We start from the raw sequence: 21,899 nt of genomic DNA, 5'->3' as shown, positions 1-21,899 counted from the left end.
CCGGCCCGTCACCGCACATCCCTGTGAGGCGTTCCGCATGTCACTGAGCATCCGCAACCAGATCCCCGGCACCGTCACCGCGGTCACCACCGGCGAGGCCATGGCCACCGTCAGGGTCCGGCTCGACGGCGGCCAGCACGTCACCTCCGCCATCACCGTCGACGCCGTCAAGGAACTCGGCCTCGCCGAGGGCTCCTCGGTGAGCGCCCTGGTCAAGTCGACGGAGGTGTCGCTCGCCACGGGCGCGGTGGAGGGCCTGTCGATCCGCAACCGGCTGCCCGGCACGGTCCGGGACATCGTCGCCGGAGCCGCGATGGCCACCGTCAAGGTCACCGTCGAGGGCGGCGAACTGACGGCCGCCATCACCAAGGACGCCGTCACCGACCTCGGCCTGACCGTCGGCTCCGCCGTCACCGCCCTGATCAAGTCCACCGAGGTCTCCCTGATCACCGCCTGACGGGGCCGCGCGACGCTCCGGTGCGGCCGACGGGACATCGGCCGCGGCCGGCGGCTGTCGCCCGCGGCGGTCCGGGGGCAGGATGTCCCGGAGTCCGGCGCGTCCGGCACGTTCGCCGCGTCGGCCAGGTCGGCCAGGTCGGCCAGGTCGGCCGTGTCGTCTACGTCGTCGGTCGTGCCATCGGAAACAGAGGAGCCGCATGTCCCAGCCCACGCCCGTGCTCTCAGGATTCGCCTTCACCGAGTCGCCGCGCTGGCACGAGGACCGGCTGTGGTTCTCGGACTTCTACCGGAACCAGGTGTTCTCGGCCGCCGAGGACGGCTCGGACATACGCGTCGAGGCCGTCGTACCCCAACAGCCGTCAGGGCTGGGCTGGTTGCCCGACGGCCGGCTGCTGATCGTGTCCATGCGCGACGCGAAGATCCTGCGCCGCGAGCCGGACGGTGAACTGACGGTGCACGCCGACCTGGGCGACCGGATGACCGGTCACGCCAACGACATGGTGGTCGACGCCGACGGCCGGGCCTGGGTGGGGAGTTTCGGGTTCGACCTCATGGGCGGCGCGCCGCTCGCCCCCGCCGCCCTCTACCGCGTGGACCCGGACGGCGGCGTCACCGAGGCCGCGACCGACCTGTGGTTCCCCAACGGCATGGCGATCACCCCGGACCGGGTGCTGCTGGTGGCCGAGACGTTCGGCAACCGGGTCACGGCCTTCGACATCGGCACGGACGGAGAACTCGAAAACCGGCGCGTCTGGGCGGAGTTCGGGGACCTGCCGACCGAGCGCGAGTTCGCCGGGGTGGTGCCGCAGCTCGTCGTCAGCGGCGACGGGGTGTGCCTCGACGCCGAGGGCGCGCTGTGGATCGCGGACGCCATCGGGGCGCGGCTGCTGCGGGTGACCGAGGGCGGGACGGTCACGGAGGAGATCAGCCCGGGCACCAATGTGTACGCGTGCGCGCTGGGCGGAGCACAGGGCAGGACCCTGTTCGCCTGCGCCGCGCCGGACTTCTTCGAGGAGGCCCGGCGGCCCGTCCGGGAGGCCACGGTCCTGGCGCTATCGGTGAAGGTGCCGGGCTGCTGAACACCCGTGAGGACCACCTGCTCACGGACTCACACGTACTGAGGGACGGACGATGCCCCCGCTGGGAACGACGGCCGTGCTGGCGCTGGTGCCGCAGGCACAACCGCTGCTGACGCTGGCCGCCGAGGTGGACCCGCGCGTGGTGCGGCCGGGCGTGCCCGCGCACGCCGCACTGCTCTACCCGTGGCTTCCCGTCGACCAGGTCGACGACCGCGCGCTGGAGCGGTTGCGGGCCGTGCTTCCGGGCCGCCGGATCCGGCTCCGGCTGGCCGAGGTGGAGCGGCACGACGGTTTCGTGGCGGTCGCGGTGCCCGAGCTGGGGGCCACGGCCACCGCGGTGCGGTCGGTGTATCCGGACCGTCCTCCGTACGGCGGCCGGTTCGGTCCGAACCCGCCGGTGCATCTCACGGTGGCGCTGGACGCCGAGGCGCCCGTCGCGGCGGCCGTCGCCGACCGGGCCCGTGCCCTGCTGCCGATCGCCGCCGAGCTGACTTCGCTGCACGTGGTCGCCCTGACGCCCGCGGGCTGGCGGGAACTGACGGAGCTTCCGCTCGGCCCGTGAGGAGCGAGGCCGATTTCACCGTGTTCGCCCGCACTGTTCCTGTCTGTTCCCTGTGACAGAACGAAGACCTGACGGAGGACCGCCTGTGACTCGGTGCGGGATACAAATATTTCCGACCGCACACACAGCGCTACTTCTGGGGGAACACCGTGAAGTCCATCCGCATCGCCGCTCTCGCCGCCGTCAGCGTCGCCGCCGCCTTCTCGCTCACCGCCTGCGGCGGCGACGACTCCGGAACCAACGCGTCGGCCAAGGACTCCGCGCCTTCCGCGCCCTCTGCGTCCTCTGCGTCCACCGGCTCTGCGTCGGACAGCGGCTCGCAGCCGTCGGGCGGCTCGGAGAAGGGCAGCACGACGTCGGGCTCCGGGAAGGGCACCGGGACCACCTCGAACGACGCGGCGCAGACCGGCGGCAGGGTCACGTTCTGCAGGACGGCGGACCTGGCGATCGACGCCGTGGACGCCTCGCCCGACACGACCGAGGGCCGGATCAACATCACCCTGATCAACCGGGGTTCGGCCACCTGCTCGGCCACCGGCTTCGCCGGCGTCGACATCAAGGACGCCGACCACACCAGCAACCCCATCGAGCGCGGCCCCGCCCAGCCCCGCATCACCACCCTCAAGCCCGGCGCCGCCGCCGTCTTCGACCTCGCCTACACGATCGACAACAGCGGCAACAGCCTCTCCAGCCCGACCCACCTCATCGTCACGCCCCCCAACGAGACCCACTCCGTGACCCTGAACTGGCCCACGGACGCCCCCGGCATCAAGGGCGCCTACACCGACGTCCGGGTCTACCCCACGCACACCACGAACTGACCCCCGCGCACACGCACCGGGGCCGAGGGGGCAGGGCTACACCAGCTCCTTGGCGAACCAATGATCGGCCTTGCCGTGGCCTTCGTACGGCGGCGTCTCCTCGTAACCGCAACGCGCGTACAGGGCCCGCGCCTCGGTGAGCCCGCTGTTGGTCTCGCACACGATGCGCGCGGCCCCGAGCCCCCGGGCCGCCTCCTCGACGGCGAGCAGAAGCCCACGGCCGAGGCCGGCGCCCCGCCCGGCGGGGTGGACGTACATCCGCTTGAGTTCCGCGGTCTTCGGGGCGGAGCCGATCAGCCTGACCCCCGCGCATCCCAGGAACTCCCCTCCCCCGCCCCGGGCGACGAGGAACTCCCCGTCGGGCGGTGCGAGTTCCCCGTGCGGGTCCTCGGCGAGCACGGCCCGGAGCTCGGCCTCCGTGCCCGGCCGCCCCAGCACGCGCAGCCCCATCTCGGTGAAGTACTCCCGCATCACGTCGTCGACGGCCGCGCCGGTGACGGGCTCGGGCCCGATGGTCCAGGAAGTCATACGAGCCATGGTCGTGGACGGACCGCGGCCCGTCCACGGGTCCGGCTCCCTCAGGCGACGTCCGCCGTCACGCGGGGCTCGTTCGCCGGGTGGGTGAGGCGGATGACCAGGGCCGCGAGCAGGCCGCCGACCAGCGGCGCCACGATGAACAGCCACAGCTGCGACAGGGCCTGGCCGCCCGCGAAGATGGCCGGGCCGAGCGAGCGCGCCGGGTTCACGGAGGTGCCGGTCAGCGGGATGCCGACGATGTGGATGACGCCGAGCGCGAGACCGATCGGCAGTCCGTCGAACCCGACCACCGCGACCCTGCTGGTCACGGCGAGGACGACGTACGCGAGGAGGAAGGTCAGCACGGTCTCGGCGAGGAACGCGCCGCCCCCGCTCAGGCCGACGTCGGAGCGGCTGCCGTAGCCGTTCGAGCCGAAGGCGCCGCTGGTCTCCAGACCCGGGATCGACTGGACCAGCCAGTAGAGCAGCGCGGCGCCGGCGATCGCTCCTGCAAACTGGGCGACCCAGTACAGCACCGCCCGACGCACATTGATCCGGCCCGCCGCCAGCATCGCGAGCGTCACCGCCGGATTGACGTGACAGCCCGAGATCGGCCCGATGGCGTAGGCGAGGGCGAGCAGGGTGAACCCGAAGGCGAGGGCGACGCCCAGGGCGCCCATGAACTTCAGGCCGATGACTGCCGAACCGACGGCGAAGAACACCAGCAGAAGAGTGCCGAGGAACTCGGCGACAACAGCACGTTGCTCGGATCGCTCCATGACCACATCAGCCTCCCAGCGGCTCTATGGGCTGGTTTGACACCTTTCTGAACCCATGGTGCGGCCAGATGAGCGATCTCTCATGTCGAGCGGCCCGTCGTCCGGGCTTCTCGTGACACACGTGCGGCGCCCGGCAGCACACATTTCCCCTGCTGTCCACCGGGCACTCGGCCTCGCCGCCGCCGCCGCCCCGGTCAGGCCGACGGTTCGTCCGGCACGGGCTGGTCGGGGCGGACACCGCCGGAGCGCGGGGCGCCCCGGCGGCCCGCGCCGGATTCATCGGGCTCGGGCACGGACGTGTCGGGCTCCGTCCCGTCGGCCTCCGGCTCCGCCTGCCCCGGTACGTCGAGGGGGTCCTTCGCGTGCGCTCCGGCCTGTTGGTCGGGAAGGTCACGCGGCACGACCGGCGGGCGCTTGCCGGGGGTCTCGGGACGCACCTCGGGCTCGGGTCGGCTGGTCATGACTACCCTCTCCATGGTCGATCGACGGCACTTACGACCCCTGCGACCTGCGACGACGCGCCGCCGACCGGGGCCGCGCCCCGAGTGCCCCCGGCCGCGCACCAGCAAACCCGGCGCCCCGCCGGACGAGGCCCTGTTTGCCCGTCCGGGCGTGGGGCAAGCGGAGCGGAGTGCTTGGGACAACAGGCGCGACCGCGGGAGCGGTGTGCCCTGTTGTCGGCGCACGTGCTTCTCGCGGCCATTCGTTGGCAACAAGCCTTGAGGAGCACCCGCCGATGGCGATACGTCACTCGCACCACGACGCCCCCGACACCCGGCAGACCTTCGAACGACTCGCCAGGACGGGGTCGGGACCCGAACACGACCTGTTGAACGCGGAACTGATCGAGGCCTGGCTGCCCATGGCCCACCGCATCGCGGGCCGCTTCCGCAACAAGGGCGAGAACCAGGACGACCTTCGGCAGGTGGCGGCGGTCGGGCTGGTCAAGGCCGTCGACCGGTACGACCCCGAGCGCGGCGCCTTCGAGTCGTACGCCGTGCCCACCATCACCGGCGAGCTGCGCCGCCACTTCCGCGACCACGCCTGGGACGTCCGCGTGCCCCGGCGCGTGCAGGACCTGAGGAACCAGGTCCGCGGCGTGCGCCGCGAGCTGATGGACCGGCCCGGCCGGCACACCGAGCCCGGCGCCGAGGAGATCGCCGCGGAATGCGGTCTGACCCTCGACGAGGTCCAGACCGGCCTCGAAGCCCTGGAGAGCTACAGCGCGCTGTCCCTCGACGCCGAAGTCGGCGCGTCCGACGACGAGTTCAGCCTCGCCGACACCCTCGGCGAGAACGAGCCCGGCTATGACCTCGTGACCGACCGCGAAGCCGCGAAGAAGGGCTTCAGGCACCTCGCGGAGCGCGAACGCACCATCCTCTACCTGCGCTTCTTCGAGGACATGACGCAGGCCAACATCGCCGAGCGGATGGGCATCTCCCAGATGCACGTGTCCCGTCTGATCTCCCGCAGCTGCACCCAGATCCGCGACTACGCCGACGCCCCGTCACCGGACCGGCAGGCCGCCTGAGGAACGCACGGGCGAGGCGGGCCGGGCGGTTCGGCAGGAACGGCTCTTCCGGGCGGGGGCGCAGGTACAGTTGCAGGTTCATCCGCCTCACTCTTTCTCGGGCCCCTGGGCTGGCCTCTCCCAGCCTCTGCCGGAAGCGACGGATCCATGGCTCTGGTGGTGCAGGACCGCACGTTTCTCGATGTCCTGTCCGCCGAAGCACGGAAGGATCTGTTCCGGATCAGTGCCGAGCGGACCTTCCGGGCGGACGAGCACCTGCTGCTGGAGCAGGACCACAGCAGCCATGTGCTGGTGCTCCTTGAGGGGTGGGCCGTGGTGTCCGCGGCGACCGACCGGTCCTCGGCCCGGCTGATCCTGGCGCTGCGCCGGCGCGGTGAACTGGTGGGCGAGATGGCCGCGTTGGGCGGGATCGCACGCAGCGCCTCCGTCACCGCACTCGGTCCGGTACGCGCTCTGGTGGTGCCCGGCGACCGGTTCCGCGCGTTCGCCGGACGCGACGCCGCGGTGTCGGCGCTGCTCATGGCCCAGCTGGTCTCCCGGCTGCGCACCGCCGACGAGGAGCGGCGCACGCTCGCCTCCCTGACCGTCATTCAGCGGGTGGCCGGGCGGCTGCTGGAACTGGGCGAACTCCAGCGGGCGGCCTCCGGCCGGGCGGGCCCGCGGGACACGGGCGGGCCCGGGGACGAGTACCCGGTGCTCGCGCAGTTCGCCCAGCACGATCTCGCGGACGCCGTGGGCGCCACCCGCGAGGCGGTCGCCAAGTCGCTCCGGCTGCTGCGCGCCGCCGGTGTCGTACGGACCCGGCCCCGCCGCATCGAGCTGATCGACCACGATGCGCTGCGCCTGCTGGCGGCCGGCGGCAACATCGGCTTCCCCGCTTCCTGAAGGGCTTTCCGTACGCCCGTCGGTCCCCCTCCCCGCAGCGGATGCCCCTGCTCAGAACCCCCTGAATATGCGTCTGTCAAGTATCGCGCGGGGTTGTGTTGAAGTGCGGGGCGCAGAACAGGACAGCCTGCGCGGCGCGCATTTTCGGCGCGCGATCCATGTACTGCCATCGGATGTGTAAACGACCACATCGCGAGTCGGCGCGAGCCGCCATGCTGACGGTCAGTCACTGCACGACAGGGGGTGGGCAGATGGCTGACGGAGCCGTCTACAAGACCTTGATGAGCGTGGACACCCGGGAATCGGGCAGCTACCTCGACGGCGCGAAGCGACGGATGCGCACACGAATATACGAGCTGGCCACTGCGTCCTTCGGGGCGGCGGGCGTGGCGAAGTCCATGCTCCACCTGGAGGACCGGGGGGACGGGTTCATCGCCGCCGTGGACGCGCGTATCCCGCCGGTCCGGCTGCTCGGCACCTGGCTGGCCGAGATGCACCAGCGGCAGCGGACGGGGAACGAGGATCTGGCACGCCGGCTCGGGCTGCGCGTCGGACTGCACGTCGGTCCGGTGGAGCACGACGCGGAGGGGCTGTCGGGCCACGCGATGGACCTGGTCTGCCGGCTGGCGGACTCGCCGGTGACGCGGACCGTGCTGGAGCACTCGGGGCGCGATCTCGTTCTCGTGGTCTCCGACTCGCTGCACCACGAAGTGGTGCGGCACGGCGGGCGGTTCGTGGAGCCCTCCGCGTACCGCCCGGCCCGGCTCACACTCAAGGAGGGCCCGGTCACCGCGTGGTTCCACGTGCCGGGCGAGGCCCGGCCCCGGGTGCCGGGCGAAGAAGGGTTCGACACACTTCCCGTGGACGCGCCTTCGGGGGAGAACGGGGGCGGCGCGTCCACGGGAGCCGAGGCGGAGGGCCGCCCGCCGGCCAGGGACCAGGGGCATGCCGCCCCGGACCTGGCCGGCCGGCCCTCCGCCGACGGGGGTCTCCGGGCGCCCGCGACGGAGGCGTGGCCGGTGGACACCGGTTCCGGTGGCCACTGGGACATCAAGGTGGAGGGCGGCACCAGCGTCGTCCAGGACCGCGCGACCTTTCGGGGGCCGGTCCACTTCGGGAACGGCCCGGCCGCGGCCCAGGAGGACTGGCCGGCCGGCGGCACCGGAGCGCCCGGGGGCCGAGGGGCGACGGACGCCGCCCCGCCCGACGGCGGCCGGCGCGCGGCCGACGACAACGGCCGTACGGGAGAAGCACGTTGAGCGGCGACGGCGCGTACGGGAGCGCCGAGGGTTCCGGAGCGGACGGTGCCGGGGGCGCGTCCCCCGGAGCGGACCAGTGGCGGGCCGGGGACGAACCGGCCGCGCAGGACGGCGAACGGCGGCCGGGCCGGCGGTCCGACAGGGACACCGGCGGGGAGGCGGAGCAGGACGGCGGCGGCCGGGACCGGGCGGACGAGGCCGAGCACGCGGAGCGGCAGGAGCGGCAGGAGCGGCAGGAGCGGCAGGAGCGGCAGGAGGAGCGTTTCCGGGAGGCGACGCGGGACCCGCTGGCCGACTCGGGGGTGCCCGGCGAGGCGCGCGCGGCGGCCCGGGTCCAGCGGGCCGCGCAGGCCCGGTTCGACGTCCGGGGCACCAGCAACGTCTTCGACCGGACCAGCTTCGACCGCGCGCACTTCGGCGATGTGTACGTCGGCGCCCGGGACACGGCGGCGCCGGTCTTCGGGGACGTGCCCGAGGACGAGCTGGACCGGCTGCGCCAGGTCTACCGGGCCCCGGCGGGCTACCCCACGCTGAAGCGGGTGCTGCGCGGGCGCCGGGTGCTGGTGCTGGGCGGCCCGCCCGGCACAGGCCGCCTCACCACCGGGCTCTGCCTGCTGGACGAGGTCACCAGCGCCGTGCGCGACACGGCGTCCGGCGCCGGGAAGCCCGCGTCCGATGCGGCGGAGCCCGACGCCCGGACGGGCACCGCGGTCCTCACCCAGGGCCGCGTGACACGGCTCGCCCCGTCCGATCTGGGGCGGCTCTCCGCCGACCCGGACGCCGTGGCGGGCGGTGTGCGGGACGGCGGCGGCCTCCTGGTCCAGCTCCCGGAGACGGGAAGCTTCACCGCGCCGCAGGAGCTGCACCTGGACGCGCTCGCCGCGCGGCTCGCCGCGAAGGGGTCGTACGCGGTGCTCGTCGTCTCCTCCGCGTCGCCGGCCGGGCATCTGCTGGCAGGGCGCTACGGGCTGGCATGTCCGCCGGCGCCCGCCGGGGAGCTGCTGGAGTGGCAGCTCGTCCGGCACCTGGAGGACTGCGCGGACCCGGACGCGCCGGGCCGCGGTGAACAGATCCTCAAGCACCCCCTGTTCCTGGACGCGCTCGGCATCGCACCGGAGGCGCTGCGGCCCTCCGAGACCGAGCTCGTCGCGGACCGGGTGGCCCGGCATGTGCGGGGCGAGCTGCGCCGGGACGAACTCCTGGACGCCTGCGGCCAGATCGCGCGCCGACAGGCCCGCGAGTGGTTCACCGGAGCCGCCGATCCGCTGCCCCCGGCGCCCGAGCCCGGCCGGGCCGAGGCGGACGGACCGGTGGACACCGCCGCGCCACGGGTGCGGGAGGCGGCCTTCCGGATCGCGCTCGCGGTGCTGGACGGGGAAGCGGTCAGCTCGGTGGCCGACGCCGCCGAACTCCTCGCCCAGCAGATCCTCGCCGTCCGGATGCCCGGACGGGCCCACGGGCGGCCGGTGTTCGCGGAGGACCTGGAAGGGCTGCTCGCCGCCTGCCGGGCCGAGGTGCGGGCCGGCGAGGAGGAGTCGGTGGGCGGGGTTCCGGTCCCGGTCCGCACGGTCACGTACCGGGGCGCCGCGCTGGCGGGCTCGGTGCTGGCCGAGGTCTGGCACAGGCATCACGCGGCGCGCGGCCCGGTGGCGCGCTGGCTGCGCGAACTGGCGGGCGCCCCTCGGCCGCAGGTGTGGGTGCGGGCCGCCGTGGTGGCGGGCGAGCTCGCCACCGCCGACCTCGGGTACGGCTTCGCGGAGCTGATCCAGCCGCTGTCGATGGCCTCGGACGCCCGGCGCCGCTTCTTCGCCGCGACCGCGCTGGCCCAGGCCGCCGGACGCGAGCCGTACCGGTCGGCGGTGCGGGGCGTGGTCGCGGACTGGGCGGAAGCCCCGGTGCCCGCGCTGCGCTGGACGGCGGCGCTGGCCCTCGGCTCCGGGCGGATCGTGGACGACACCCGGCAGGCCCTGGAGCTGCTGTGCGGCATCGGTGACCGCGACGAGGGCGCACAAGCGCTCGTCGCCTCCTACGGCGCGACCCGGCTGGTGGCCGGCAGCCGGGCCGGGGAGGCGGCCACCCTGCTGCGCGAGTGGGCGGAGAACGGCTCCGCCGAGCAGCTGAACCTGGCGATGCTCTGTGCCGTACGGCTGTTCTGCGCGCGGACCGACGACATGTGGCAGGCGGAGGAGAGCGACGGATCCGACTCCCCGTCGGCGGAGGCCGTCACTTCCGTCCCGGCGTCCGTCAGCCGGGTGTGGGGGCCGGGCGGGGTGCGGCTCGCGGGCCGGGCGCCGGGGCAGCCGGGCCGGACCGATCAGCGTGCCCGCACCGGACAGGACGAACGGCCGCCGGTGCCGCGCGCTTCGGTCGAGGTGACCGACGCGGAGCTGGCCCGGCGGGCGCACTGGCCGCTCGCGCTGGCGGTGGCCGTGGCGGTGGAGAGTGCGGCCGAGCCGCTGGCCGACCTGCTGTGGCGGTCGCTGGCGAACCGCCTGTCGCACGAGGCCGCGACGGAGGGCCTGACGACGTGGCTCAGGGCGGCCGAGGCGGACGCGGTGGTGCCCGGACGGGCGGACCGCACCTACGTGTTCGAGCAGGCGGCCGGTGAGGCGCCGGCCGACGGCACGGCCGGCCGGCGCGGGGAGATCCTCCAGGCCCTGCTGTGGCTGCTGCCTCGGATGATCCGCGACCGTCGGGACGCCGACCGGTTGCGCTGGCTGCTGCGGTTGATGGCGGACGCGCCGGAGGAACCGATGACCGCCGCCTTCGCCCGCCATGTGGTGGCCGCCATGGCGGCGACGGGACGCGGCCAGGGCGGCCGGGGGGAGGAGCAGAGGTGACGGCGGGACAGGAACAGGAAGCCGAGCAGGAACTGGTGATCCCGGAGAATCTCTCCGGACCGTTCCTGCGCGAACGGATCGTGCAGGGAAGGGGGTTCAAGCACTGGGGCGCGCAGGTGGCCTCCGTGCTCTACTACCAGGACGGCGGGCACAGCGTGATCACCGCGCGCGGCGCCGACCACCGCGACCGGCTCAGCCGGTGGTCCCGGCCGAGCAGTGTCTGCGAGGTCGCCTGCGGGCGGCACACGACCTCGTTCGCGCTGAAGCTGCCCGCGCACGGCTCGGCGACCTTCTTCGAGACCCGGGTGAAGCTGCGCTGGGAGGTCACCGACTACCGGCTGGTCGTCGAGAAGCGCCTGTTCAGCGTGGAGAACGACCTCGGCCCCGAGATCGTGGACCGGCTCCAGGGCGTCACCACTCGGTACTCCGTGGCGCAGGCGCACGAGGCCAACCAGGCGGTGCGGCTGGACATCGAGGCGGGCCGCTGGGCCGATCTCGGACTGGAGGTGGGGCTGCGCACGAAGGTGTTCGTCGAGGTCGGCACCGACCGCACGCAGATCGGCTTCGTCAGCCAGACCCGCAAGGACGAGGCGGAGGCCCAGCGGGTGACCACCCGCTTCCGGGGGTTCGCGGCGATCGCGCACGGCACCGACGCGGAGAAGTACGCCTACCTGATGGCGTCCGGCAACAGCGCCGAGGTCGGCCGGCTGGTCAAGATGATGATGGAGAGCCAGGCCGAGGAGCAGCGCGCCAACCGCGACTTCCTGGTGCGGATGGCGCACGAGGGCCGGGTCAACACCCCCGAACTGGACGCGTACATCCGCCGGACGGTGCTTCCCGACCAGGGGGCGGGGCAGCTGGCGCGGCCGGTGCTCGAACCCCGTACCGCGCTGCCTCCGGCGCCCGTCGACGCGGCCGCCGAGACCGCGACCGCACCTGCCCGGCAGGACTGGCCGGACGGCCCGGCGGCCGCGGACCCGGACCCGTACGACACCCCGGAGCGCGGGACGGGGCGGACCGCCGCGGCGCCGCGCCAGGAGGAGGACGACTGGTGGGGCGAGCCGCAGGACGCCGTCGAGGCCGAGACCGATCCGTCGGCGGCACGGGACGGGTACGGCACGTCCGCGCACGGCGACGGCTCCCCGTACACGTACGGCGGGAACGCCTCCCCCGATGCCGGGCGCGCGGAGTCCGGCGCGGGGTCCCGTGACTGGGCCGACGAGGACGACGACATCTGGGGCGGCCCGTCGGACGGCGGCCGGGGCGGCGGACGATGACGGCCGCACCGGCGCCCGCCGTCCCGGAAGCGCGCTACGTCGCCGAGAGGCTGCTCGCCACGGTCCGTGAGGACGCCGGGCGGGCGGACATCAAGGCGTCGGTGCTGCTGTCGGTGGCGCTGGGGGTGCCGCCCCTGGTGGTCGGGGTGGGGCAGCGCTCGCCGGAACGGCCCACCGTGCTGTGGCTCGTACTGGTCGGAGCGGGGCTGCTGATGTGGCTGGCGGGGTCCGTTTCACTCGTTCGGGCGATGCTGCCGCACAGCGGAACTGAGCGGGTGGGGCCCGGCATCACCTTCTTCGCCGACGTCGTCTCGGTGCACTCGGCGGGCGGGGCGGACGGCGTGGCCGAGGCGGTCGGCAGAGCGGGCGGGGACGTCACGGCCTGGCTGCTGACCCAGGCCGTGGACAACAGCCACATCCTCATCAGGAAGTACCGGTGCATCCGCTGGGGAGCGGGCTGCCTGGTGGCGGGGGCGCTGTCGGCGACGGCCGGGCTGCTGCTCGGCTGATCCCGACGCTTTCAGGGGGGTGGACGGCGGTACCGGCCGCCGTCACCAGGGCGCACGCGGGCCCACACGGGTCTCGTGCGCCCGACATCTACGTCTATCAAGTGACATCCGAGGGGGACGACATGGACGCACACGACACCGCACCGGTCCGCGGTGGTCCGGGGCGTACGGCACGGGGGCGAGGGCGTCGTACGGCGTCCGACGCACGCACCACGCACGACATCGGTACGCCGATCGCCTTACACCGAAGAGTGGTTGACGCCTGTACCGCGTCCGGCGCCCGCGCGGCGGCCGGAGCGCGCCGTACGGCACCGGGCCGGCGGCGCAGGCTGTTCGGGGTCCGGCGGACCGCCGCCGTGCTGCTGCTGCTCGGGGGGACCGCGCTCGGCCAGGCGGCGCTGCCCGCGCCGCTCGCCCCGGTCGCGTCCACCGCGACGGACGCGGTGGACCTGGCCGTGGCGGTGGACGAGTCGAACAGTCTGAGCACGACCGACGTGGAGCGGGAGCGGGACGCCGCCGGGCGGATCGCGGTCGGGGAGATCTCCCCGGCCTCGCGGATGACCGTTCTGGGGTTCGCCAGCGCCGACAACGACGACCAGAGCCCGGTGGACGAGGTGTGCCCGACCACCGAACTCGACGCGGTGGCCCGGGAGAAGATGGACGGCTGCATCGGCCGGCTGGCCCGGCGCAGCCCGGGCCGGGGCACCGGGACCGACTTCCCGAACGCCATCCGGCAGGCGGTGACCCGGCTGAGCGAGCACGGCGGCAGCCGCCCGCGCATTCTCTTCCTGCTCACCGACGGCAAGCTCGACGTGAGCGACAGCCCCTCCTACGGCACCGACAAGGAGAGCCGCGAGGAGAACGGCCGCCGCGAACTGACCAAGGCGCTGGCCGAGGCACGCGCCGCCAAGGTCCAGATCTGGCCGCTCGGCTTCGGCGACAGGATCGACATGCCCGCGCTGCGGGCCATGGCGAAGGGCGGCTACCGGGGCGGGTGCACGGACCTGAAGGCGGCCCTCCCCGACGCGGACCGGGCGACGGACTCCCAGACCCTGGGCGACGCCGTGCAGCGTGCCTTCGCCGGGGCGCGCTGCCTGGTCACCGACCCGCCGCGCAAGGACACCCCGCCGGCGGACATCTCCGTACCGCTGTCCCCGCTGGCGACGCTCGCCACCATCGTCGTCTCCAAGGGCGACCCCGCGGTCAGGGCCACGTACTACGACCCGCGCGACCGGAAGATCGAGCCCGGCGCCCGCTCCGACGGCTCGACGTTCACGCTGGCGGGGTCCGGCGGCGAGGTGGAGTCGCTGCGCATCACCGACCCCCGGCCGGGCCGCTGGCGGGTCCGGCTCGACGCCCCGGAGGGCCACCGGGACCGGTTGGCCAGTGTCTCCGTGCAGTGGCGGGGGGCGGTGCGCTCCTCCATCGTGATGACGCCCGCCGCGCCCCGGCCGGGCGAGAAGGCCCGTGTCGAACTGACCCTCCAGACCCGGGACGAGCAGGGCATCGTCGACCCGGCTGACCTGCGCCGGCTGAAGGTCTCCGGGCGGCTGACCGGCGACGGTTTCGCGCCCCTGGGCCTGGCGCTCTCCGACACCGGGGAGAACGGCGACCGGAAGGCCGGTGACGGCCGCTTCACCGGCACCGTGACGATCCCCCGGGGGGCGAGCGGCGCGCTCAAGGCCGTCGGCGTGCTCGGTTCCGTCGGACTCACCGCCGACCACCGCCCGTTCGTGACCCGCACCGCCTCGGCCAACCCCGAGGTGCGGGCCGAGCTGCGCGTGGCCGACGCCGAGGCGCACCCCGGCGGCAGCCTGCCGTTCCGGCTGCTGGCGTCCAACGACTCGGACCGGCCGCACACCCTGCGCCTGTCGCTGCGGGACTCCGAGCCGGGCGCGGTCGCGCTCTCCCTCACCGAGATCACGCTGGCCCCCGGCGACTCCGTGGACCGCGCGGGACGGCTCACCGTGGGTGGGCATCAGGCCCCGCGCGAACTGACCGCGCGGATGGAGGTGTCGGACGCCGACGACTCCGCCCGGCTGCTCGACGCGAAGCTGGTGAAGGTGGACGTCACACCGGTTCCCTCCTGGCCGGAGCGGGTCTGGGACGCGTGGTGGTGGGCCCTGGTGACCGGCGCCGTGCTGCTGGCCGGACTGCTCGGCTGGTTCGTGTGGCACCGCAGGCAGGCGCTCGAGGGCGTCTCGCCGGGCGGGCTGCTGCTCCGGCTCATCGTGTCGGACGCGTCCGGGGAGCGGACGGCGAGCGAGACGACGGTGCCCCGCAAGCGCGACCCCTGGTACCGGTTCGACGTGTCCGACCCGGACGGCCCCGGCCCCCGGCTGGATCCCCGCCCCACCGGCCGGTACGCCCTCCAGCGCGACCCGCGTACGGGGGTCCGGCTGCGCACCCCGGACGGGCGCGACCAGTCGTACCCGCTGGCCCGTGACATCCCGCTGGAGGGCCGGGTCCAGCTCCGCGTGGAACGGGGCGCAGGCGGCCGGTCCGCCGCCCGCCGGCCGGGGATGCCCCGGTGGCTCGCGGACCTGCTGCCCCGGCAGCGCAAGCCCGCACCGGCGCCGTCCGACCGGAGGGCCGCGGACGCCCCCGGGGCGGGCGACACGTACGGGAGCTCCGCGTACGGAGGTTCCTCGTACGGGGGCTCCGCGTACGGCAGTTCCGCGTACGACGAATTCGACGAGGCCACCTGACACCGGGCGGTGGTGCGGCGGGGGCCGCACCACCGGCCCGGGGCAGGTCCGCTCAGAAGACCTGGGGTCCATCACATGTCCGGTGCGCACGCACCAGACAGGGGGAAACGAAGCGATGAAAATCTTCCAGCCCATGCTGTTCGTCGGCCTCGGCGGCACCGGCGGTCTGATCGGCGCCGAACTGGAGCGCCGGCTGCGCGCCGAACTCTGCGGCCCGGACGGCACCGCCCTCACCGGCAACGGCCGACTGCCCTACCAGTTGCCCGGCTGCCTGCAGTTCGTGTACGCCGACTACAGCGAGGCGGAGCTGGGCCGCCTGCCGCACCTGAGCGCGGACACCACGCTGCGGCAGGCCTACAGCCGCACCTCGCGCGCCACGCACGACCTGCTGCCCGCCGACTACGACAGTTCGCCCGAGGTGACCCGGATGCTGCGCGCGCTGCTGCGCGACGAGGTGTCCGACTGGCTGCCGCCGCACGGCGGCGAACCCAAGATCAACCCGCTGCGCAACGGCGCCGGCCAGCTGCCCACGGTGGGCCGCGCCGCACTGTTCGCCACCCTCGCCAACGGTCCCGCGCCGGTGCTGACCCCGCTGCACCGGGCCATCGACGCGATCGCCGGATCCGGCGGGGAACTCCAGGAGGTGGGCGGCGACACCATCAACGGCTGCGACGTGTTCGTGGCGTTCTCGGTGGCGGGCGGGACCGGTACGGGCATCTTCCTGGACTACCTGCATCTGATTGGGCAGGCGTTCAAGGACAAGAAGTTCCGGGGCGCGCGGATCTATCCGCTGGTCGTCATGCCGTCGGCGTTCCCGGAGGCCAAGGGCGGCGGCCGCGAGGCCGAACTCAACGCCGCCCGCGCGGTGGTGGACCTGTCCCGGCTGGTGGACGAGCAGAACGCGCCGGACGCCGAGGCCGAACTGGGCGACGTGGACCTCCAGGAGTCGCTGCGCATCCGCTACCCGCAGACGCACCCGGTGTCGCTGCGGCCGGGCACCGTGCCCACCGCGTTCCTGTTCAGCCAGACGGCCGGCATCCGCCCCGACGACCTGCGCCGCTCCATCGTCTCCCTGGTGGTGTCCCTGGTCGGCACCGACCTGAACCTGGGCGAGGCCAAGGGCGGCGGCCGCGACGACGACTACCAGACGTTCGCCAGCAACTTCGTCAACGGCGACATCAGCCGCCGGACCCGCTCCGCGACCGGTATCGGCCGCAAGGCCATCTCCACCAGCCTGGTCGCGTCGATGACGGCGCCGCTGGACGAGCTGGCCGAGCTGGTCGCGGCCAAGATGCTCGCCCACGCGGTGACCGGGCTGACCGACGCCTCCGCCGCCGTGCCGCACGAGACGGCGCCCCTGGTCCGGGAGATGTTCACCGCCGCCGGGCTGGGCGAGCTGTGGCGGCGCGAGCCGCTGGAGGTGACCCAGCCGGACCCGCTGCCGCGCGGCAGCAACGACATCGAGACCGCGCTGCGGGACCGGCTGGAGCAGATGCGACGGCTGCTCGCCGACCTTGACCGGCAGGTCGCACACCGCATGCCGGTCCTGGTGGAGGGCTTCTCGCCGCGCGCGGCGGCCGAACAACTGCTCCTGAAGACCGACCTGTTCACGCTGGGCCGGGTGGTGTCGGGCGTGCCGGGCGAGACCAACACGGTGGCCCGGCTCGGCTTCCTCGGCATGCTCGACAACCGCCGGCAGGACCCGGCGCGGCCCGCCGGGGTCGAGGTGCAGCCGCCGCCCGCGCCGAGAATCAAGGGCCGGATGGTGGGGCCCCGGCTGCGCTGGGCGGACGACGAGGTGGCCGCCGTGCTGGAGGAGCAGGACCGCTGGTACAAGTGGCGGGCCCGCACGATCTGGCACCGCGCGTGGAGCGAGCACGAGCCCCGTTGGCGGCAGGCCGCGAACCTGCTGCGCAACGAGGTGCACGCGATCGGCGACGCGTTCCGCAAGCACGTGGACGACCAGCCGCGCGGGCACACCGCGCAGGTCAAGGAGTTGTACGACGACCGCACCGGCGTCTCCTACCTGCTGCCCCCGCAGGGCAACCTGGGCCGCTTCTACCAGGCGCTGATGGAGCGTCTGGTGGAGAGCCACCAGCTCGGGCCCAACGGCGACGAGGCCGCACTGCTGCACAAGCTGGTCGACGCCGAGCTGCGCCGCAGCGCCTTCGCGGCCGGCCGGCACTCCCCCGACGCGGCCGTGTCCGAGGTGAAGGCCGCGTTCAAGCACCGGGTGCAGCGGCTGTTCTCCGAGCGTCCCGACGGACGGCAGGCCCGTGCGCTGCTGCCCAGGATGAGCACGCTGCTCGCCGCCGAGGCGGGCGACACCGAGGCGTCCCAGCAGGTCAGCACGCGGGCGCTGGAGCAGTTCCGGTACAAGCTGGCCGGTCTGCTGCCGGCCGCGTTCACCCCCGAGGGCAACGGGCGGCTGAAGGTCCTCATCACCTATCCGGGCTCGCGCCGGGTGACCGTGGAGAACTACCTGGAGAAGCATCTGCGGCTGCCTCCGGACAGCCAGCGGACCATCGAGTACCGGGCGGTGGACACCGACTCGATCTCCGTGGTGCTGTTCCGCAGCGAGATGAGCCTCACCGAGGTGCCGGAGGCGCGCAAGGTGCTGCGCCAGTGGGCCAGGGCGCAGGAGACCCGCCGCGACGAGGACGTGCTGCGCTGGCGGCAGCGGCTCGGGTACCGCGACGACTGGCTGGCCAGCACGCCCGACGACCGTGCGCACATCCTGAACCGGCTGCTGTGCGCGCTGTGGAACGGCCAGATCGACTACCAGGGCGACCCGGCGTCCCCGCAGCGGCTGCGCATCCGGCTGCACGACGACGCCGGCCAGGACGCGCTCGGCATCCAGCTGGCGCTCACCGACTACCAGGAGGGCATCTCCAGCTGGGCCGGACTGCTGCGGGCGTACGAGCGCTGGGCGCTGCTGGCGGAGGAGAACATCGTGCAGAGCTACTGCAAGGTGGTGATGAACACGCTGCCGCGCGGCCTGGGCACCTCGGGCAGCGAGCCCTCGGAGCTGTATCTGAAGCTGGTCCACGAGGTGGCGCCGCGTCAGCTGCGGCTGCTGGACGAGCGGGAGCGGCGCTACGGCGCACGTGTGTCCGACTGGACGCGCCGGCTGCGTGAGTTCTGGGCGGAGACGCTGCCCGACGCGCTCGATCTGCCCTTCCCCGAGGGCGAGGACCGCGCCCACCCGACCCTGCGCGAACTGGAGGAGTGGGTCCTCGAGAGCCGGAGCGCGGACGCGGACCCGAAGTACCCGGCGGACGGGGAACGGTGGACCTCCGACCGGGGCTCGAACGGATCCTCGGACCGGTCCTGGGAGCAGCGGCCCGCCCAGCGTCCGCAGCGCCCCGGCCCGGCGGACACGGGGCTGCCCGCCGACCCGTACGTCGCGGCGCCCCGGCGTGCCGACAGCTGGGACGTGCCCGCGCACGGCAGGCCGGGGCCCGGCGGCCGGCCGGGCGGCGACGGGGACGCGCGGTGGCCGGCGGCTCCCCCGCACGACGAGCGGACCCGGCACTGGCCGGACACCCCGCTGCCGCCCGCCGCGAGCGGTCCCGCGGGCCGCCCGCGCCAGGACGCGGGACAGCACGCATCCGGGGAGCCGGACCGGGTCCGGCCGGTGCCGCAGCCGCCGGCCGGGCGGCCCGCGTCGGGACCGGTGCCCGCGCGGTCGCCGGAGTATCCGCCCTTCCCGCGCGCCGCCGAGTCCGACCCGGGCTGGCCCGGAGCCGGTTCCACCGCGCCCTGGGGCATCTCGGACGCGGACGGCGACGCCGACTGGCCCGACGAGGACATCACGTCCGGCGGCGACGGCGACGGCGACGACGCCCGCGAGAACTGGGAGAAGCACGCGTGAGCGGCACGGGGAGCCCGGTCGTCGTACTCGACTTCCGGGACGGCCGGGACGTACCGGTGGACGGCGCCGATCTGCGCCGCCGGATGGCCGAACTGCTGCCGGACAGCGGCCGGTCCGACTCCGGGGACCTGCGGTTCCTGGTGGTGGACGAGCCGGACGGGCTGACCGCACACGCCGAGGCGTACGAACTGGTCGCGGCGGCCCCGACGTTGGGCGGGGTGAGCCTGCTCTGCCTGGTCGTCGGCGATCTGGAGCGGTGGCGGCCCGCGGAACCGCCGCCCTCGGACGCCGCGTACGCGGAGGCGCCGTACCGGACCGCGTCGTACCCGGACGACCGCCCGGCGGAGGGCGGGACCGGGCGCAGGCTACGGCTGGCGTCCGTGCTGCAGTCCTCCCGTACGGGAGTGCTGTGGGCGCCCGATCCGCGGGCGGGGCACGATCCGCGCACCGACGACCCGGCCGGAGAGACAGCGGCGGCGATCGTCGCCCTCGTCGATCTGCTGCGGGTGCGGGAGCTCTTCGACAAGGTGCTGTCCGAACTGCACGACGCCCCGGTGTCGGTGGCCACGCTGTCGCTGCGGGTGCTGGAGCACGATCTGACGCCGGACGCGCGGGACAGCGCGTGGACCGGCGCGCTGGCCCGGTTCGCCGGGGGCGAGGTGCCGGTCTCCGGGCCGCCCGCCGCGCAGGATCTCCCGGCCGGGCTGGCCGAGTTGCTCGGTCCGGGGCCGGAACGTCCGGTGACGGCTCTGCTGCGTCCGGGCGGTCCCGCCGAGGCCGCCCGCGCCGCGTGCGTACGGGCCGTGGACGATCTGGCCGCGGCACGATCCGAACTGGGCTCCGCACGAGCCTTGTTGACGGGTCGCCAGGTCGCGGACGGAGTACCCGCGGCGATCACCCGGGCGGCGACCTCGCTGCGCCGGTACCGGGACGTGGTGGCCGGTGTGCTGCGGGACAGCGGCTCGCCCGGTGTCCCGCACGGCGACGCGCTGGCCCGGCTCGCCGACGGGGGCGTGGCGCTGCCGGAGATGTGGGAACACCGGTCGCGCGGCGGCGAGTCGGACGAAGGGCTGCAGCGCTGCACCGCGCGCTGGCTGACCTCGGGGCTGCCGCTGCGCGCGGTCGCGGCCCGGCTGACGGCACTCGCCGAACGGGTCGCGCCGACGCCGTCCGCCGCCCGGCTGCGGGATCTGGAACGGGCGTGCCCGGAGGAGTCGCTGGGGCGGATGTCGGCGGCGGTACCGCTGTACTTCGCCCGCGCCCGCGCGGGGCAGCTGGTGCCGACGGCGCTGGCCGCGTTCGTCTCCGCGCTCGCGCCGTGGCCCGGCACGCTGCTCGCGCTGCTGCCCGCGGCGGTGTTCCTGCTCGGCGGCGCGCTGGCCGCCGCGGTGCGGCCGGGCCGGGGGGCGGGCGGCCGGGTGCACCGGGCGGAGGCGGCCCGCGCGGCCGCCCTGGCGGCCGGCGCGGGCGCCGGGTTCGCTCTGACCCTGCTGGTGAGCGTCCCGCGCGCGGTGGTGCTCGGGGGTGTGCTGGTCGGTGCGCTCGGCGCGGTGCTGTGCGTCGGGGCCTGGTGGCGCCGGGGCGTGGCCGACTGGTGGGAGGCGACCGGCACCTCGGACCTCGGGCCGTGCCTGGCCCGCGTGGACGCCGTCCTGGCGGACGCGCTGCGCAGGCAGTGGTGGGCGGCCGAGGAGCGCACCCGCTGCGCGGACGGCGCCCGGACGCTCGCGGCGGTGCTGCGGAGCGCGGCCGTCGAGGCGGACGCGGGACACTCGATGTCCGGCATGGGACCCGTCGGTGCTGACGGCTGGTCCGACCCCGGCTGGGACGAGTCGTCCTGGCCGGACGACCGGCCGATGGCCTCCGGCGCCCGGCAGGGAGCGGCGCGGCCGGACGCGACGACGGGGGACGCGGGACGGACGAACGGGTACGGGGTGCCGCCGTACGCGTCGCAGACGCACGCGTCACAGCAGTACGCGTCACAGCCGTACGCGTCGCACCCGGATCCGTCGGAGCACCACCCGCCGGGGCAGGACCCGTCGGGGCCGGACGCCGACTGGCCGGACTGGCCCGACGACCCGCCTGCCGACGCGTCGTCGGGCGGCTGGGCAGAGCCCGCCGCCGCGCCCGACAGCCGCCCCCGGCAGGTGTCCCGGGTGGCGCCGCCCTGGCTCCACCGGGGCGCGGGCGAGGGCGGTCCGGATCTGGTGGCCACCCTGGTCGCGGACCTGGCCGACGCGACGGTGGACGCGCTGCGCGGCCACACCCGGCCCGCGGGCGGGGCGCCGACCACGCTGGAGGCCGCCGTGTGCCGGGCCATCGCGGCGGCCGGGCTGGCCCTGCGCGACAACGGAGTGGTGCCCGCCCCGGCCTACGCCCGGCAGGACCGGGTGCGGGGGGACGCCGCGGCGCTGCTGGGCATCGGGGCCCAGCCGGTCCGGGAGGTGCTCAACATCGGTTCGGAGAAGGGCAGGCCGCTGCTGCTGTGCCCGCCGGCGCAGCTCTCGCTGCTCAGCCGGGATCCGGCCGAGGCGCGGTCCATCGCGTTCGCCCCGCAGGCCGTACGACCTGTGGTGGAGGTCCGCACGAGCGGGCACGGCCCCGACGCCGCACCGGCCTCGATGGTGTGGACGGCGTCCGGCCGTTTCGCCGGCACGCTGCGGCTGGTGCCGCTCCGGGCCGGTGTGGTGGAGAAGGTCCGCGTACGCACCTGGGCCGAGGACGGTCCAGCGGACCCCGGCGAGGGACAGGCGCAGCGGTGAACCGTACCCGTACGACGACGACCGACCGCGCCCCGGGC

The 21,899-nt window shown here is 74.6% G+C and carries 16 protein-coding genes; 13 read left to right on the top strand and 3 right to left on the bottom strand.

Going from position 1 to position 21,899, the window contains the following annotated elements:
* Window positions 1-37 precede the first annotated feature (37 nt).
* The 4 genes from ABT127_RS23485 (at window position 38) to ABT127_RS23470 (ending at window position 2,921) form a co-directional block, all read left to right on the top strand.
* Window positions 38-457 (top strand): TOBE domain-containing protein, encoded by a 420-nt coding sequence (locus ABT127_RS23485; protein WP_351453338.1) that lies wholly within the window; start codon window positions 38-40, stop codon window positions 455-457.
* A gap of 199 nt (window positions 458-656) precedes the next feature.
* The gene (locus tag ABT127_RS23480) at window positions 657-1,538 is read left to right on the top strand and encodes an SMP-30/gluconolactonase/LRE family protein (RefSeq protein ID WP_351453336.1); all 882 of its coding nucleotides are present in this window, start codon (window positions 657-659) and stop codon (window positions 1,536-1,538) included.
* A gap of 52 nt (window positions 1,539-1,590) precedes the next feature.
* A complete protein-coding gene (locus ABT127_RS23475) occupies window positions 1,591-2,100 on the top strand; it encodes a 2'-5' RNA ligase family protein (protein WP_351453333.1) in 510 nt (169 codons plus the stop codon).
* 149 nt (window positions 2,101-2,249) lie between these two features.
* Window positions 2,250-2,921, top strand: a complete 672-nt coding sequence (locus tag ABT127_RS23470; RefSeq protein ID WP_351453331.1) for a DUF4232 domain-containing protein — start codon at window positions 2,250-2,252, stop codon at window positions 2,919-2,921.
* A 36-nt stretch (window positions 2,922-2,957) separates the two neighbouring features.
* On the opposite strand, the gene ABT127_RS23465 is transcribed toward ABT127_RS23470, so the two are convergent.
* From ABT127_RS23465 to ABT127_RS23455, 3 genes are all read right to left on the bottom strand, one after another.
* The gene (locus ABT127_RS23465) at window positions 2,958-3,449 is read right to left on the bottom strand and encodes a GNAT family N-acetyltransferase (RefSeq protein WP_351453328.1); all 492 of its coding nucleotides are present in this window, start codon (window positions 3,447-3,449) and stop codon (window positions 2,958-2,960) included.
* A 50-nt stretch (window positions 3,450-3,499) separates the two neighbouring features.
* Entirely contained in the window at window positions 3,500-4,216 is a 717-nt protein-coding gene (locus ABT127_RS23460; protein WP_351453326.1) for an MIP family channel protein, read from the bottom strand.
* 194 nt (window positions 4,217-4,410) lie between these two features.
* Window positions 4,411-4,677: a hypothetical protein gene (locus ABT127_RS23455; RefSeq protein ID WP_351453324.1), complete on the bottom strand. Its 267-nt coding sequence runs from the start codon at window positions 4,675-4,677 to the stop codon at window positions 4,411-4,413.
* Between the two features lie 275 nt (window positions 4,678-4,952).
* On the opposite strand from ABT127_RS23455, the gene ABT127_RS23450 reads away from it, so the two are divergent.
* The 9 genes from ABT127_RS23450 to ABT127_RS23410 all read left to right on the top strand — a co-directional run bounded on the left by ABT127_RS23450 (window position 4,953) and on the right by ABT127_RS23410 (window position 21,861).
* Entirely contained in the window at window positions 4,953-5,747 is a 795-nt protein-coding gene (locus tag ABT127_RS23450; RefSeq protein ID WP_351453321.1) for a SigB/SigF/SigG family RNA polymerase sigma factor, read from the top strand.
* A 147-nt stretch (window positions 5,748-5,894) separates the two neighbouring features.
* A complete protein-coding gene (locus tag ABT127_RS23445; RefSeq protein ID WP_351453319.1) occupies window positions 5,895-6,632 on the top strand; it encodes a Crp/Fnr family transcriptional regulator in 738 nt (245 codons plus the stop codon).
* A gap of 251 nt (window positions 6,633-6,883) precedes the next feature.
* Window positions 6,884-7,891, top strand: coding sequence for a hypothetical protein (locus tag ABT127_RS23440; RefSeq protein WP_351453318.1), 1,008 nt, complete (start codon window positions 6,884-6,886; stop codon window positions 7,889-7,891).
* Window positions 7,888-10,731, top strand: a complete 2,844-nt coding sequence (locus tag ABT127_RS23435) for a hypothetical protein (RefSeq protein WP_351453315.1) — start codon at window positions 7,888-7,890, stop codon at window positions 10,729-10,731. Before ABT127_RS23440 ends, ABT127_RS23435 begins: the two co-directional genes overlap by 4 nt.
* Window positions 10,728-12,008, top strand: coding sequence for a hypothetical protein (locus ABT127_RS23430; RefSeq protein WP_351453312.1), 1,281 nt, complete (start codon window positions 10,728-10,730; stop codon window positions 12,006-12,008). The genes ABT127_RS23435 and ABT127_RS23430 overlap by 4 nt, the downstream gene beginning before the upstream one ends.
* Window positions 12,005-12,517 (top strand): Pycsar system effector family protein, encoded by a 513-nt coding sequence (locus ABT127_RS23425; RefSeq protein WP_351453309.1) that lies wholly within the window; start codon window positions 12,005-12,007, stop codon window positions 12,515-12,517. Before ABT127_RS23430 ends, ABT127_RS23425 begins: the two co-directional genes overlap by 4 nt.
* Before the next feature lie 251 nt (window positions 12,518-12,768).
* A complete protein-coding gene (locus tag ABT127_RS23420; protein WP_351453306.1) occupies window positions 12,769-15,225 on the top strand; it encodes a VWA domain-containing protein in 2,457 nt (818 codons plus the stop codon).
* A 115-nt stretch (window positions 15,226-15,340) separates the two neighbouring features.
* Window positions 15,341-19,099, top strand: coding sequence for a tubulin-like doman-containing protein (locus ABT127_RS23415; RefSeq protein ID WP_351453304.1), 3,759 nt, complete (start codon window positions 15,341-15,343; stop codon window positions 19,097-19,099).
* Window positions 19,096-21,861 carry a hypothetical protein gene (locus ABT127_RS23410; RefSeq protein ID WP_351453301.1) on the top strand — a complete coding sequence of 922 codons (2,766 nt, stop codon included), beginning with the start codon at window positions 19,096-19,098 and terminating at the stop codon, window positions 21,859-21,861. Before ABT127_RS23415 ends, ABT127_RS23410 begins: the two co-directional genes overlap by 4 nt.
* Window positions 21,862-21,899 lie beyond the last annotated feature (38 nt).

It is taken from the genome of Streptomyces sp. NPDC001904, assembly GCF_040297005.1.
In the GTDB taxonomy this organism is placed as follows: domain Bacteria; phylum Actinomycetota; class Actinomycetes; order Streptomycetales; family Streptomycetaceae; genus Streptomyces.
Note: the sequence above shows the minus strand (reverse complement) of the source record. Positions and strands in the feature narration are given on the sequence as shown.

Excerpts from the sequence above, each read along its gene's own strand:
- ABT127_RS23485 (WP_351453338.1), top strand. The coding sequence starts at position 38 with ATGTCACTGAGCATCCGCAACCAGATCCCCGGCACCGTCACCGCGGTC.
- ABT127_RS23480 (WP_351453336.1), top strand. The coding sequence starts at position 657 with ATGTCCCAGCCCACGCCCGTGCTCTCAGGATTCGCCTTCACCGAGTCG.
- ABT127_RS23475 (WP_351453333.1), top strand. The coding sequence starts at position 1,591 with ATGCCCCCGCTGGGAACGACGGCCGTGCTGGCGCTGGTGCCGCAGGCA.
- ABT127_RS23465 (WP_351453328.1), bottom strand. The coding sequence starts at position 3,449 with ATGACTTCCTGGACCATCGGGCCCGAGCCCGTCACCGGCGCGGCCGTC.
- ABT127_RS23460 (WP_351453326.1), bottom strand. The coding sequence starts at position 4,216 with ATGGAGCGATCCGAGCAACGTGCTGTTGTCGCCGAGTTCCTCGGCACT.
- ABT127_RS23455 (WP_351453324.1), bottom strand. The coding sequence starts at position 4,677 with ATGACCAGCCGACCCGAGCCCGAGGTGCGTCCCGAGACCCCCGGCAAG.
- ABT127_RS23450 (WP_351453321.1), top strand. The coding sequence starts at position 4,953 with ATGGCGATACGTCACTCGCACCACGACGCCCCCGACACCCGGCAGACC.
- ABT127_RS23445 (WP_351453319.1), top strand. The coding sequence starts at position 5,895 with ATGGCTCTGGTGGTGCAGGACCGCACGTTTCTCGATGTCCTGTCCGCC.
- ABT127_RS23440 (WP_351453318.1), top strand. The coding sequence starts at position 6,884 with ATGGCTGACGGAGCCGTCTACAAGACCTTGATGAGCGTGGACACCCGG.
- ABT127_RS23425 (WP_351453309.1), top strand. The coding sequence starts at position 12,005 with ATGACGGCCGCACCGGCGCCCGCCGTCCCGGAAGCGCGCTACGTCGCC.
- ABT127_RS23415 (WP_351453304.1), top strand. The coding sequence starts at position 15,341 with ATGAAAATCTTCCAGCCCATGCTGTTCGTCGGCCTCGGCGGCACCGGC.